Source organism: Nonomuraea polychroma, from assembly GCF_004011505.1.
GTDB lineage: Bacteria > Actinomycetota > Actinomycetes > Streptosporangiales > Streptosporangiaceae > Nonomuraea > Nonomuraea polychroma.
This window is the reverse complement of the sequence record NZ_SAUN01000001.1, coordinates 2,815,442-2,827,985: the sequence shown is the minus strand read 5'-3', so window position 1 is coordinate 2,827,985 and position 12,544 is coordinate 2,815,442. Positions and strand designations below refer to the sequence as shown.

13 protein-coding genes are annotated in these 12,544 nt (G+C 70.4%); 9 read left to right on the top strand and 4 right to left on the bottom strand.

Annotation, left to right across the window (positions count from 1 at the left end; translation table 11 throughout):
- The 7 genes from EDD27_RS12520 to EDD27_RS12490 all read left to right on the top strand — a co-directional run bounded on the left by EDD27_RS12520 (position 1) and on the right by EDD27_RS12490 (position 6,970).
- Positions 1-765, top strand: a complete 765-nt coding sequence (locus tag EDD27_RS12520; RefSeq protein ID WP_127932577.1) for a cytochrome d ubiquinol oxidase subunit II — start codon at positions 1-3, stop codon at positions 763-765.
- Positions 766-772: 7 nt separating this feature from the next.
- On the top strand, positions 773-2,596 hold the full coding sequence (gene cydD / locus EDD27_RS12515; RefSeq protein ID WP_277750706.1) for a thiol reductant ABC exporter subunit CydD: 1,824 nt from the start codon (positions 773-775) through the stop codon (positions 2,594-2,596).
- Positions 2,597-2,604: 8 nt separating this feature from the next.
- Complete coding sequence (gene cydC / locus EDD27_RS12510; RefSeq protein ID WP_127932575.1) at positions 2,605-4,335, top strand: thiol reductant ABC exporter subunit CydC; 1,731 nt, start codon at positions 2,605-2,607, stop codon at positions 4,333-4,335.
- An 83-nt stretch (positions 4,336-4,418) separates the two neighbouring features.
- Positions 4,419-5,039, top strand: a complete 621-nt coding sequence (locus tag EDD27_RS12505; protein ID WP_127932574.1) for a hypothetical protein — start codon at positions 4,419-4,421, stop codon at positions 5,037-5,039.
- Positions 5,036-5,359 carry a transcriptional regulator gene (locus EDD27_RS12500; RefSeq protein ID WP_127932573.1) on the top strand — a complete coding sequence of 108 codons (324 nt, stop codon included), beginning with the start codon at positions 5,036-5,038 and terminating at the stop codon, positions 5,357-5,359. The genes EDD27_RS12505 and EDD27_RS12500 overlap by 4 nt, the downstream gene beginning before the upstream one ends.
- Positions 5,356-6,237: an ABC transporter ATP-binding protein gene (locus EDD27_RS12495; protein WP_127932572.1), complete on the top strand. Its 882-nt coding sequence runs from the start codon at positions 5,356-5,358 to the stop codon at positions 6,235-6,237. Before EDD27_RS12500 ends, EDD27_RS12495 begins: the two co-directional genes overlap by 4 nt.
- Positions 6,230-6,970, top strand: coding sequence for an ABC transporter permease (locus EDD27_RS12490; RefSeq protein WP_127932571.1), 741 nt, complete (start codon positions 6,230-6,232; stop codon positions 6,968-6,970). Before EDD27_RS12495 ends, EDD27_RS12490 begins: the two co-directional genes overlap by 8 nt.
- 68 nt (positions 6,971-7,038) lie before the next feature.
- Here EDD27_RS12490 and EDD27_RS12485 read toward each other — a convergent pair whose 3' ends face one another.
- The gene (locus EDD27_RS12485) at positions 7,039-8,280 is read right to left on the bottom strand and encodes a S1C family serine protease (RefSeq protein WP_127932570.1); all 1,242 of its coding nucleotides are present in this window, start codon (positions 8,278-8,280) and stop codon (positions 7,039-7,041) included.
- A 499-nt stretch (positions 8,281-8,779) separates the two neighbouring features.
- Between EDD27_RS12485 and EDD27_RS12480 the strand changes: the two genes are divergently transcribed.
- Together EDD27_RS12480 and EDD27_RS12475 are read left to right on the top strand one after the other, a co-directional pair.
- On the top strand, positions 8,780-9,199 hold the full coding sequence (locus EDD27_RS12480; protein WP_127932569.1) for a tyrosine-type recombinase/integrase: 420 nt from the start codon (positions 8,780-8,782) through the stop codon (positions 9,197-9,199).
- Positions 9,200-9,369: 170 nt separating this feature from the next.
- Positions 9,370-9,927 carry a hypothetical protein gene (locus EDD27_RS12475; RefSeq protein ID WP_127932568.1) on the top strand — a complete coding sequence of 186 codons (558 nt, stop codon included), beginning with the start codon at positions 9,370-9,372 and terminating at the stop codon, positions 9,925-9,927.
- Positions 9,928-10,572: 645 nt separating this feature from the next.
- Here the strand turns inward: EDD27_RS12475 and EDD27_RS12465 are convergent.
- The 3 genes from EDD27_RS12465 to EDD27_RS12455 all read right to left on the bottom strand — a co-directional run bounded on the left by EDD27_RS12465 (position 10,573) and on the right by EDD27_RS12455 (position 12,406).
- On the bottom strand, positions 10,573-10,839 hold the full coding sequence (locus EDD27_RS12465) for a hypothetical protein (RefSeq protein WP_127932567.1): 267 nt from the start codon (positions 10,837-10,839) through the stop codon (positions 10,573-10,575).
- Positions 10,840-11,171: 332 nt separating this feature from the next.
- Positions 11,172-11,528, bottom strand: coding sequence for a hypothetical protein (locus EDD27_RS12460; RefSeq protein ID WP_127932566.1), 357 nt, complete (start codon positions 11,526-11,528; stop codon positions 11,172-11,174).
- A gap of 386 nt (positions 11,529-11,914) precedes the next feature.
- Positions 11,915-12,406 carry a DUF5994 family protein gene (locus EDD27_RS12455; RefSeq protein ID WP_127932565.1) on the bottom strand — a complete coding sequence of 164 codons (492 nt, stop codon included), beginning with the start codon at positions 12,404-12,406 and terminating at the stop codon, positions 11,915-11,917.
- Between the last annotated feature and the right edge of the window lie 138 nt (positions 12,407-12,544).

The following is a 12,544-nucleotide window of genomic DNA, read 5'->3' as shown; positions in this document are numbered from 1 at the left end:
ATGGAAGTGATCTGGTTCGTTGTCTTCGCGGTGCTGCTGGCCGGCTATTTCGCCCTGGAGGGGTTCGACCTCGGGGTGGGGCTGCTCCTTCCCGTTCTGGGGAGGACGGGCGCCGGACGCGACCGCATGGTGGCCGCGGTGGCACCGTACGTGCTGGCGAACGAGGTGTGGCTGGTGGCGGTCGCCGGGACGCTCTTCGGGGTCTATCCGCTGCTCGAAGGCGAGGTGTTGTTCGGGCTGTACCCGGTGGTGGTGGCGATGCTGCTGAGCTGGGTGCTGCGGGACGCCGGGCTGTGGTTCCGGCGCAGGATCGACGGCTCGCGGTGGCGCGGGTTCTGGGACGCGATGATCGCGTTCGGGTCGCTGGGGTTGTCCTTCGGGTGGGGCATGGCGCTCTACGCCGCCGCCACCGGGTTCGCATCCTCGCCGGTGCATCCGCTCGGGCTGATGCTGGGCGTGGTGGTGACGCTGCTGTTCGCGCTGCACGGGTGGACGTTCCTGGCGTGGCGGGCGCCCGGCGAGTTCGGGGCGGCCCGGTCGGGGCGGGCGCTGCTGCTGTCCGGGGTCGTCGCCGCGCTGCCCGCGGCGGGGGTGCTGGCGGGGGCGATGCCGTACCTGCTGGAGCACAGCGCGCCGGCGGCGACCCTGAATGTGCTCAGTGTCATGGTCCTGCCGGTCGCACCCATCATGGTGGGCGCGCAACTATGGGTGTGGCGCACTTTCCGTCCAGGAAAGGATGCCTTCCGGCTCCCGTCGTTCTTCTAGAGGACTCGTGCACAAGGATCTCCTACGGCTCATGCGGGCCGAGCGGTCGGTACGCCGTCACCTGGCCGTCACCATGGCCGTGGCCGTGCTGGCCGGGCTGCTCGTGCTCGTGCAGGCCGAGTTGCTCGCCGGGGTGTTGTCCGGACGGTTCGCCGTCATCGCGCTGGCGGGGCTGGCGGCGGTGGTCTTCCTGCGTGCGGCGCTCGCGTGGACGCAGGGCGTCTTCGCCGGGCGTACCGCGACCGGGGTCAAATCCGCGCTTCGCCACCGGCTGCTGGGCCGGCTGCGCGAGCTCGGTCCTGGGCGGCTCACCGAGCACCGCTCGGGCGGCCTGGTCACCCTCACCGGGCGCGGGCTGGACGGGCTGGACGCCTACCTGACCGGTTACCTGCCGGCCATCGCGGTGGCCGCAGTGGTGCCGCTGGCCGTGCTCGTGCGGTTGTTCGCCGCCGATCTGGCTTCAGCGGTCATCGTGCTGGTCACGTTGCCGCTGATCCCGGTCTTCGGTGCGCTGGTCGGCATGACGACCAAGGCCGTGACCGAGCGCCAGTACCGGGCGCTGTCGCGGCTCGGAGGCCATTTCCTGGACGTGGTGCGCGGGCTGCCCACCTTGCGGGCCTTCGGGCGGGCGCGTTACCAGGCCGGCGTCATCCAGCAGGTGGCCGACGCGCACCGCAGCGCGACCATGAAGACGTTGCGGGTGGCGTTCCTGTCGTCGCTGGTGCTGGAGCTGTGCGCGTCGTTGTCGCTGGCGCTGGTGGCGGTGCCGATCGGACTGCGGCTGCTCGGGGGTTCGCTGGATCTGACGACCGCGCTGCTGGTGTTGTTGCTGGCGCCGGAGGCGTACCTGCCGCTGCGGGCGATGGGGACCCGCTTCCACGCCTCCATGGAGGGGGTGGCGGCGGCCGACGCGGCCTTCGCCGTGCTCGACTCCGCCGGCGACCCGCCGGCTTCCGGAGGGCGGCAGGCCGCGCCTTCCAGCGGCGCCCCGGAGATCCGGCTGGAGAACGTGACCGTCCGCTACCCGGGCAGGGACGCCGCCGCGCTGGAGCACGTCACCCTCACCATCGGGCCGCGCGAGCGCGTCGCCCTGGTGGGCGAGAGCGGGGGCGGCAAGAGCACGCTGCTGCACCTGCTGCTCGGCTTCGTACAGCCGTCGGAGGGGCGGGTCCTGGTGGACGGGGTCGATCTGCGGGAGCTGGATGTGGCGAGCTGGCGGGCGCGGCTCGCGTTCGTGGCGCAGCGGCCCCATCTGTTCGCGACGTCCGTGGCCGACAACATCCGGCTCGGTGCGCCCGCGGCCTCTCTGGACGAGGTACGCCGGGCCGCGACCGCCGCCCACGCCGACTTCGTGGCCGCGCTCCCCCAGGGGTTCGACACCGTCGTGGGCGAGCGGGGGGCCAACCTGTCCGCCGGGCAGCGGCAGCGCATCGCGCTGGCGCGGGCCTTCTGCCGTCCCGACGCGTCGGTGTTGCTGCTGGACGAGCCCACGGCGCGGCTGGACGGGCGCAGCGAGGCGGCCGTGGTGACGGGGACGGCGGAGCTGGCCCGCGACCGTACGGCCGTCATCGTCGCCCACCGGCCTGCCATGATCGACCTCGCCGACCGTGTCATCCGGCTCCACGAGGGACGCGTCATCTCCGACACCACCCGCACCCCGCCATCCCCCGCCCGCGAGCCCGCCGCGCCGCTTCACCGCGGGGTGGCCGATCATCGCGATCAGGGAGAGGCGCCTCAGGGCGGACCGGCAGCGGTGCTTCCGGGCGAGCACGGGGTGGCGGCTGCGGACGGGCACGTGGCGGCGGGGCGGCGTGAAGGGGACGAAGGATGACGGGGCGCATGGGGAAGCGGCTGGTGTGGGCGGTGCTGGCCGGAGCGGCGGCGGACCTGGCCGGGCTGGGTCTCATCGCCGCCGCGGCCTGGCTGATCACCAGGGCCGCCCAGCAGCCGCCCCTGGCCGCGTTGAGCGTGGCGATCGTGGCGACCAGGGCGTTCGCCACGAGCAAGGGCGTCTTCCGCTACGTCGAACGCCTCACCGGCCACGACGTGGCACTCCGCGCCCAGGCCGGCACCCGTGAGGACCTCTACCGGGCCCTGATCCCGCCCCAGCAGCCCCGCCACGGCGGCGCGGACCTGCTCAGCCGCATGGTCGACGACACCGAGGCCGTACAGGACCTGCTCGTCCGCTGCCTGCTGCCCGCGGCCGCCGCGGCCATCGCCGGGCTGGCCGCGGTGATCATCGGGCTGACGATCCTGCCGGCGGCGGCGCTGGTGCTGGTGGCCGGGCTGGCGCTGGCCGGGGTGCTGCTGCCCGCGGGTACGGCCGCCGCCGCCCGCCGCTGGTCGGCCAGGATCGCCCCGGCGAAGGCGGCGCTGGCGGGCCGGGTGGCCGACCTGGTGCACGGCTCGGCCGACCTGGCCGCGTACGGCGCCGACGACGCGGCACTGGACAAGGCGGAGGCGGCCGGCGAGGTGCTGGCCGCGCTGGAGCGCCGCCAGGCACGCGTGCAGGCCGCTGCCCTGGCCGGGGGCACGCTGGTGCAAGGGCTGACGGTCGCGGCCGTCGTCCTGCTCGCTCAAGGGGCAGGCGTCGGCTCGGTCGGCACGGCCGTGCTCGCGCTGACGGCGCTGGTGTCCTTCGAGCCGGTGCTGCCGCTGGCGGCGGCGGGCGAGCGGATGGCGGGCATCACGGCGGCGCTGCGGCGGCTGCGCGAGGTCCGCTCGGCGGCTCCGGCCGTCACCGACCCCGACGCCCCCGCGCCCGCTCCCGAGGGCCCGCTGACCATCGAGATCGACGACCTCGTGGTACGCCACGCCCCCCGCCCCACCGACCAGGACGACGCCACGCCGCCAATGCACGACGGCCGCCTCACCCCCACGGACGACGCCACGCCGGCGTTGGACGGGGTGTCGTTGCGGCTCACCCCGGGCAAGCGGGTGGCGATCGTGGGACCGAGCGGGGCGGGCAAGAGCACGCTGCTGGCCGTGCTGATGCGGCTGGTCGAGCCGGAGTCCGGGCACGTCAGGGTCAACGGCGTGGACGTACGGGACCTGGCCGGCGACGACGTGCGCGCGTTGATGACGGGCCTCACCCAGGACCCGTACATCTTCCGCGCCACCCTCCGCGACAACCTGCGCCTGGCCGGCCCCGAGGCCGACGACGAGACGCTGCGGGGCGCCGTACGGGACGCCAGGCTCGACACCTGGGTCGAGCGGACCGGCTGGGACACCGAGCTGGGCGAGGACGGCAGGACGGTCTCCGGCGGGCAGCTGCAGCGGCTCGCCCTGGCCAGGGCCCTGCTGTACGACCCGCCGGTGCTGCTGCTCGACGAGCCCGCCGAGGCGCTCGACGAGGAGACCGCCGACCGGCTGATGAACGACCTGCTGGACGTGACCAGAGACCGCACCACGCTGCTCGTGACGCACCGGCTCAAGGGCCTGGAGACCGTCGACGAGATCGTGGTGCTGGAGGAGGGCCGTGTGATCCAGCGCGGCCGCCACGACGAGCTCGTCGCCGTGCCCGGCTACTACCGCGACCTGTGGGAGTCCGAGATCCTGACCAGGAGGTAAGCCCCGTCCTGAAGATGGGCATTGAGTTGAGATCGCCAACAGGTTTAAGATGCAAACCAGTTTAAGGAATCGAGAGGTTTGCGATGTTGGACGATGAGCGGGCGCCCAGCCCGGAGGAGACGCTCCGCGTCATCAAGGAGCAGCAGGCCGCCGCCGAGCGGCACATCTACATCGACCCGCTCGTGCTCTACTTCCCCTGGGGCGTCGCCTGGCTGCTCGGCTTCACCGCGTACTTCCTGCACTACGGGCTGGACGGGCGGCCGTACGCGCCGATCTCGCAGCCTCAGGCGCAGTCCGTGCTGATGATCGCGCAGGTCGTGGCCGGGGCTGTGGCCGCCTACGGGATCGCGCGGATGAACAGGCAGGTCCGCGGCAGAACCCGCGCCCAAGGGGCGATGTATGGCTATACCTGGTTCGCCGGGATATCGCTGGTCTCCCTCATCGCCATCAGGCTGGGCCCCCTGCTGCCGGCCCAGGAGATCGGCCTGCTCTGGGCCGGCGCGATGCTGACGATCGTGGCGCTGCTGTACATGGCGGGCGGCGCCATCTGGCTGAACTGGCACATGTTCTTCGTCGGCGTCTGGGTGGCCGCCGTCAACGGGGTGGGCGTGCTGCTCGGCGCCGGCTGGCACGCGCTGCTGACGGCGGTGCTGCTGGGCGGCGGGTTCATCGTCGCGGGCCTGTGGCTGAGGCACCGCACATGACGGCGGAGCAGTCGCTGCCCGAGCTCGACCCGGTCATCCACGCCCAGGCCAGGCTCCGGGTGGTCGCCGCGCTCAACGTCCTCGGCGAAGGGGACGAGATGGCCTTCGGCTCGCTCAAGGACCTGCTGGGCATGACGGCCGGCAACCTGTCGGTCCACCTGAGCAAGCTCGAAGAGGCGCAGTACGTCCGCATCACCAAGACGCACAAAGGCCGCACCCCGGTCACGTACGTGGCGCTGACCAAACGGGGGCGGCTGGCTTTCGAGGACTACACCAAGGCGATCCGCGCCTTGCTGGACAACGCTGGGGGAACCATATGACGATCCTCGCCAGAGCGATCGACGTCACCCGCCGCTACGGCGACGTGCTGGCGCTCGACCGCGTCTCGCTCGACATCAGGGCCGGCGAGCTGGTCGGGCTGCTCGGCCCCAACGGCGCGGGCAAGTCCACCCTGATCAACCTGTTCGTGGGGCTGCGCCGGCCCACGTCGGGCACGGTCGAGCTGCTCGGCGGCTCGCCGCTGGACGCCGCCGTTCGCCGCGGCATCGGCGTGACACCGCAGGAGACCGGGCTGCCCGAGTATTTACGCGTCGGCGAGATCGTCGACTTCGTGTCAGCACATTTCCCGGAGAAGACGGACAAGGGAGAGCTGCTGGCCCGTTTCGGGCTGGGCGACCTGATCAAGCGGCAGGTGGGCGGCCTGTCGGGCGGGCAGCGGCGGCGGCTGGCCGTGGCGCTGGCGTTCACCGGGCGGCCGCGGCTGGTGTTCCTCGACGAGCCGACCACGGGGCTGGACGTCGAGGCCAGGCGGGCGCTGTGGGACGGCGTCAAGGCCTTCCACGACGACGGCGGCACGGTCCTGCTCACCAGCCACTACCTGGAGGAGATCGAGGCCCTGGCCGAGCGGGTCGTGGTCGTCGGCCACGGCCGCGTGCTCGCCGACGACACGGTGCGGGCCGTACGTGACATGGTGGGCGTGCGGCGGGTCTCCCTCGTCGCCGAGCACCTGCCCGAGCTGCCCGGCGTGCTCGGCTCCGAACGGGTGGACGGCCGGATCAGCCTGGTCACCACCGACCCGGACCGGCTGGTCGTCGAGCTGGTGCGCAGCGGCGCGCCGTTCTCCGGCCTGGAGATCAGGCCGACCACCCTGGAGGAGGCCTTCCTCGCCATCACCTCGAAGGAGAGCGCACATGTCTAGCCTGGTCGTCGCGCACACCCGCTATCTCCTGATCGAGCAGATCAGGGTGCCCATCGGCCTGCTGGCCGGCTCCCTGTTCCCGGCCATCGCGATGCTGGCCTTCGTGGTGCCGTTCGCGGGCCAGGATCCGAGGGCCGCGACGGCGGCGACGGGCTCACTCACGATCTTCGCCGCGATGTCGGCCGCCCTGCTCGGGCTCAGCATCTCGGTCTCGCAGGACCGCGAGCAGCCGTGGAACCCCTACCTGCGCACACTGCCCGCGGGCCCGTTCCCGCGCTTCGCCGGGCGGATCCTGTCGACGCTGGCCGTCATGCTGGTTTCGGTGATCCCCGTGGTGGTGGTGAGCGCGTTGTTCACCCAGGCGACGATCACGCCGGCCAGGTTGGTGCTCGGCCTGGGCGCGCTGGTGGTCGGCCTCGTCCCGTTCCTGCTGCTCGGCCTGTTCCTCGGTCTCACGCTGTCGTCCAAGGCCGCGATCGGGGTGTCGCAGCTGGTGTTCTTCCCGCTGGGCATCCTCGGCGGACTGCTGCTGCCGCCGCAGGTCTTTCCGGAGTTCGTCCAGGTCGTCTCGCCGTACGTGCCCTCCAGGGGCGCGGCGGAGCTGATCTGGTGGGCCACGTTCGGCACCGGCCCGAACACAGTGGCGCTGGTGATGCTGGCCGTGTGGACCGTGATCGCGGCGGCGGCCGCCGCGTGGGCCTACCGCCGTGACGAGGGCCGGCGTTTCACCTGATCAAGGGGGGTGTGCCGCCGAGTCCGCAGCGATCTCGACGGCACACCCGTCAATGTGGGGGTCCTGGGTTATTTCTTCTCTTGGAGCGTGACGGTGACTTCGTTGGTCTGACCGTCCCGCACATAAGTGATCTTGACCTGTTGGCCAGGTTTGAAACCTCTGACCTGCCCAACTACATTATCTCCCCCGTCAACCGCCTTGTCGCCGATCCTGGTGATCAGATCGCCCTGCCGCAGGCCGGCCTTGTCCGCAGGGCTGCCTGCGGTGACCTGCCTGATGAGGGCGCCCGGCACGTCGCCGGTCGCGTCGGTGACGCTCACGCCGAGGAAGGCGTGGCTCACCTTGCCGGTGCTGATGAGCTGATCGGAAACCTGTTTGGCGGTGTTGACGGGGATGGCGAAGCCGACGCCGCCGCCCGCGGCCTCCGAGGCGATCGCGGTGTTGATGCCGACCAGCTCGCCGGCCGCGTTCACCAGCGCGCCGCCGGAGTTGCCGGGGTTGATGGAGGCGTCGGTCTGGATGGCGCCGCCGATCGTGGTGGGCTCGCTGCCGCTCTGTTGCTGCTGCGGCCAGCCGGGCGGGACCTGCTGGTTCTGGTCGCCGCCGACGGTGAGCGTGCGGTCGAGCGCGCTGACGATGCCCTTGGTGACGGATCCGTCGAGGCCGAGCGGGCTTCCGATGGCCAGCACGTCATCGCCGACCTTCAGCAGGTCGCTGTTGCCGAGCGTGGCCTTGGTCAGCCCGGAGACGCCTTCCGCCCGGATGACGGCCAGGTCGGTGGCCGGGTCGGTGCCCACCACGCTCGCCTTGGCCGTCTTGCCGTCGCTGAACTTGACGGTCATCTGCCCGCCGCCCCGGCCGGCGCCCTCGACCACGTGGTTGTTGGTCAGGATGAGCCCGTCCTCCGACAGCACCACGCCGGACCCCTCACCGGTCTGGCCCTGGATCATCACGACGCTCGGCTGCACCTTCGCCGCCACCTCGGCGACGGTGAGCTCGGCGGAGGTGTTCTTGAAGACCGGGCTCGGCGTGCCGGTGTTGGTATTGGTGGTCGTGACGGCGACCGGGTCGGGCTGGAAGGCATTGGCGACGACGGCCCCCACGACGCCGCCGCCGATGGCGGTGACCGCCAGCGCCAGCCCGGCGACCGCCTTGCGCCCCAAGCCCGGCCTCTTCGGAGGCGCGGGCGGCGGCGGGGGCGGCTGCTCCATGATGATCGTGTCCCGCCGAGGGAAGCCCCCGGCGGCCGGCGGTGTGGCGCCGAACTGGCTCCACCCGGCACCCTGCTCGCGAGGCTCGTTCGCGTCCATCTGTCATCTCCCTAAGTCCCGATGACCCTAGAGTCGCAGGCTACGCGTAAGACCTGGTTAAGCCGGTCATCGGAGGACTGTGAAACGGTTCACGGCCGCCTTATCGGCGCTGCTCGCACGGCATGCAGCCGCCCAGAATCCCTCTGCGCGGCGTGCCTGCGGGTGATGTGCCGCATAATCGACCTCCCGCCGCGTAAGCGATGTGCGGTCCATCCCCCTCACCCGAGGAGGCGCAGCCATGACCGTAACAACGTCGTCCCGTTCACACCCCGGGCAAGCCCACCGGAGGTCACCCGCCGGCGCAAGCCCACCATCCCGGCCTGCATCCCGCTGCCCCCGCGCTCATCGGCCGGGAACTCGCGCTGCGCTCCGCGTACAAGAGCCGGAACACGACCACCATGTACCTGCGCACAGCAAACCGATTCGTCGTGTTCCTCGAGGCTGAAGGCGAGCCGGACGATGCGAACGCGTCGCCGCCGAGCAGGTCCGCGCCTTCCTCGTGCACGAGCAACAGAAGCGCGGCCTGCCGACGGCACTGGCCGCGCACGCCTACCTCGGCGTGTGGTTCAACTGGATCATTGATGAGCAGGAGCGCACCACGGTCTCCCTCGTGCTCAGGCAGGATCGACCGAAGCTGCCAAAGAAGATCCGCAAGTACGTCAACCTCGAGGAAGTCGGCCGGCTGCTGGAGGTGTGCAAGGGCTCGGACTTCGCGTCACGTCGCGACTCGGCGATCATCCGCGTGCTGTTCGACAACGGTGTGCGCGTCTCAGGGCTCACGGGCTTGCACCTTGACGATGTAGATCTGCAAGGCCACCGCCTGCGCATCACGCTCAAGGGCGGGGACGAGCATTGGGCGCCGATCGGCGCCAAGAGGCCGGCCGCCTGCTCGTCGCATTCAGCCCCGAATGCGCCCTGACCAGAGCGCAAGCAACTAGCCCGCACCAACGTGGAAACCCGGCTCCTGAAGATTGGTTACAACCCTCACCCGTTGGCTGCCACCGGCAACCCTGTGCCGTGTGGCATCGACACGCTCGGCGGCATTGCCCCGCCGTGCGTATGGCTCGAGGGCGGCGTAGCGTATCAGTTGTGACGCACCAAGACGCGCCGACCGACCCACCGCATGACGCGGTGGCTCCGGTGACCGCGCTTGTCGACGCCTGTCGGCACTTCGCCACCCACGTGCGGCTGCTGGCCGACCAACTCGGTGCGGTGGAGCTGAGCGACGACGACGTCGAGCTGGTCCACAATGCCGTCCATCAGGTTTTCACCGCGGCGGGGCTGGCGGGCGCGCTCGCCACCGGGATGCAACGGCACACCGGTGAGCAGGACTGCCCGCACTACAACGTGCTCACCGACGCCGAGTGGGCTCCGCTGGCCGAGGGCGGCCGGCACGAGCGCAAGGCCGTCTACGGCTGCGAGCTGCAGCCCGGCCACCCGGGCGCCCACGCGGCGCACGTCCAGCTGCTGCCCGGCCCCGACCGGTTCATCTGGATCCGCTGGGACATCCGCGCCCGCGAACTCGTCACGCTGCCACCGTGCCCGGCCGAACGCGCCGACCCCGACCCCGACCCGCGCTCCCCCTACGGCGACGAGCCGGCGCCGTGCCTGCTGTTCGAGGGGCACGTCGGACCACACCGCTACTGACCCAGATCGAGCCGATGCACGAAGGGCCATAGCCTCCGGGTTCCAACCTCGGCCGGTAGCCGCGTCTAGATGCCCGGGCCTGGGAACTTGCAGATCAGGGCACACTTGTGGAAGCCGTCTGCCGGATCATCCTCTTGGAAGTCCAACTCGCCAAGGCGCTGCAGATCAACACTTGCCGCGACCGCCCGCCGGAGACACGCACCGGCGGATTCGCCAACCTTGCGCTTGCCAAAAACCTCATCCTTACAGGTCAAGCGGCATGCGAGCACTCGCGAGGACCTGCGACCCGGCATCGCCGACGCTCGAGGAAGCAACCGAGACAGGGCAGCCAGCACGACGCGATCCCGACAACGGCCATCTCGCCAGTTCACTTGACGACGCAGCACAACCTCGTGATGTCGAAGGCCAGGAACTGATCGACACGCCCATAGGATCAGGTGGAGCGCAGAGGCCGCACCGCCAGCAGGATGCCTGAGACCGGACGATGTGCTCGAGCCGTGAACCCACAGGTCACCCTCTGACGACCGAAATCGCCGCACCCCACAGCACGACGTGTTCGCTGATCCAGGGACGGGCTGGTGCCGGGGCGGGAAGAGTCTAGGGCGGAACGGTGCGCGGAGGTGAGCCGCGCCTTTCGTACCGATGTCAGTCTGTGGGCCCCAGCCCGGCGATGCGTTGCTCACGCACGTCCTGCAGGGCTCGCAGGTAGCCGATCTCCAAGGCACGACAGATCAGGTTGTTCATCTCGGCAGAGCCATCGAGTCGTCCCCAACTGGAGAACTCGTCGGACACCGCTTCATCGGCCAACCGCTCGTCGCCGGGATCACCAGAACGTGGACCGTCGTAACGAATCCGGCCGATGAACTCGCTCCACTCCTCTAGCTCGGCACCCGCGTCATCATCGTTGCTCATACTGGCTATCGTGACCCATGATCACTCTCTTCACGAGCCCATCCGGCGTGCTCGGCGATGAAGCACCCTCTTCGGAGGAGGCGGTGGTCGAGAGGATCGAACAATGTCAGGTTCTTCGTGAGGATCTCAAGCTGGAGCTGTCGATTTTGATCGCTGACTGCCAGATTCGAGCCAAGACGCCCTACCCTGTCCGACCAGGCACGATGCCTTGCCGCAGGAGCGACCCGATTCTCGCGAGTTGACTCTGGGAGACAAGTGAGCCACAGCCAGGCCCCTCCCACCGCCGAAGCCGCGTCTACCCCATCGCCGGGAAATCGCTGCCTTTGTGGCGCTCAGTCACCTACTCCCTCATCGAGCTGCCTACCACCCACGCTGGTGTCGAGGAGGTGGGCCCCGGCATCGTGCAGGGTGATGCCATAGCCCGGCGTCTGGCCAGGAGGCGACCACTCGTTTGTCGCGCTGATCGCCTTGAAGCGGGTGTCGCGGGTCGGGCCGTCGCCGACGAGATGGCCGCGCAGATGGCCGTCACGGTCGTACACGGCCCACCGGCCGGCGCCCACCTGCGGCATGGCGACCGGGTTGTCCTTGAGCCACTGCGCGTTGGCCGCGTGATTGGGCCACTCGCCGGCCCCGTTCGGCTGGAAGGGGCCGCCTATGGCATGATCTTCGGTTTTGCGAGCACTACTCATGTTGTGTCGCTCTCTGATTGCGGCTGTTGCCTCCGAGACATCGGAGAAGCACTTTCAGCCTAGGAACACAAGGTATGGCACAGATCGCACTCAGCCCGACACCGTCGAGATGCGCCTCCAGGAGCTTGATCCGACTCGAGCTGCCCATCGAGGGCATCAGATGCGAGGTCAGTGCCGGACAGGAGCTGGGACGCACAGCCGATCCGATGTTCGGTCGGCCAGCCGACCGCGAGCGACGAACACGTCCGCCTGCCCACCGTCGGCCGCGCGCTCCGGGCGGAGGAGCGCGCCCGGCGACGGGCGTCCCGGATCAGCGCCGAGCGATCGGGCCGTGTCCGTCTTCATCGGAAGTCGGTGACCGCCGGGAACAGCAGCACGGCGCGGGATCAGGTGGCCGTGGGCCGTGCGGGCACGAGATCGGTGACGCGGCCGCCCTCGTTCTCCCATACGGTTGAGCCGTCGCGGCCGGGTATGCCCTCGTCCGGAGCCGCGGGGTGGAGGATGTCAGCAGGACGGATGCCGACCGTGCCCGCGGCGGCGAGCGTGAGGGCCGCCGTGGCCGGATCGTACGCGGTGCCGGGAGGAATGACCAGCAGAGTGATGGGCGCGGTTCCCGCGATGCTCAGGGTGATGAGGTGCGGGTCCGCGCTGCGGAACCAGCCCACTCTGACGTGGCGCCCGCGGGCCGGGATGCGGCGCGGGATGTGATCCCACGCGTCCCGATACAGGCCCACACGCAGGACGGCTCCGCCGAGCCGCTGGTCGACGGCGGAGATGAGGGTGGGCAGTTCGGCGGCGGCGTCACGGGTGCGGGGCCACCACGCCCCGTCGACGGTGCCTCTCCGGTCAATGAGGGGGTTCAGGCTGAGCCTGGGCACGGTATGCGCCGTGGGGACGGCAGCGGTGACAGGGTTTGACGGTGTGGACGGGAAGAGGAGTGTTGTCATCATCATTGCCTGGCCTGTCAGGCCCTCACCAAGGGCCGAAAGCGGTCTATCGCCGCGGGCGACGCTAAC

Bases quoted from the DNA above. Each gene is read 5' to 3' on its own strand.
- EDD27_RS12490 (WP_127932571.1), top strand. From the start codon at position 6,230: ATGTCTAGCCTGGTCGTCGCGCACACCCGCTATCTCCTGATCGAGCAG.
- cydC (WP_127932575.1), top strand. From the start codon at position 2,605: ATGGGGAAGCGGCTGGTGTGGGCGGTGCTGGCCGGAGCGGCGGCGGAC.
- EDD27_RS12500 (WP_127932573.1), top strand. From the start codon at position 5,036: ATGACGGCGGAGCAGTCGCTGCCCGAGCTCGACCCGGTCATCCACGCC.
- EDD27_RS12495 (WP_127932572.1), top strand. From the start codon at position 5,356: ATGACGATCCTCGCCAGAGCGATCGACGTCACCCGCCGCTACGGCGAC.
- EDD27_RS12485 (WP_127932570.1), bottom strand. From the start codon at position 8,280: ATGGACGCGAACGAGCCTCGCGAGCAGGGTGCCGGGTGGAGCCAGTTC.
- EDD27_RS12505 (WP_127932574.1), top strand. From the start codon at position 4,419: ATGTTGGACGATGAGCGGGCGCCCAGCCCGGAGGAGACGCTCCGCGTC.
- EDD27_RS12460 (WP_127932566.1), bottom strand. From the start codon at position 11,528: ATGAGTAGTGCTCGCAAAACCGAAGATCATGCCATAGGCGGCCCCTTC.
- EDD27_RS12520 (WP_127932577.1), top strand. From the start codon at position 1: ATGGAAGTGATCTGGTTCGTTGTCTTCGCGGTGCTGCTGGCCGGCTAT.
- EDD27_RS12465 (WP_127932567.1), bottom strand. From the start codon at position 10,839: ATGAGCAACGATGATGACGCGGGTGCCGAGCTAGAGGAGTGGAGCGAG.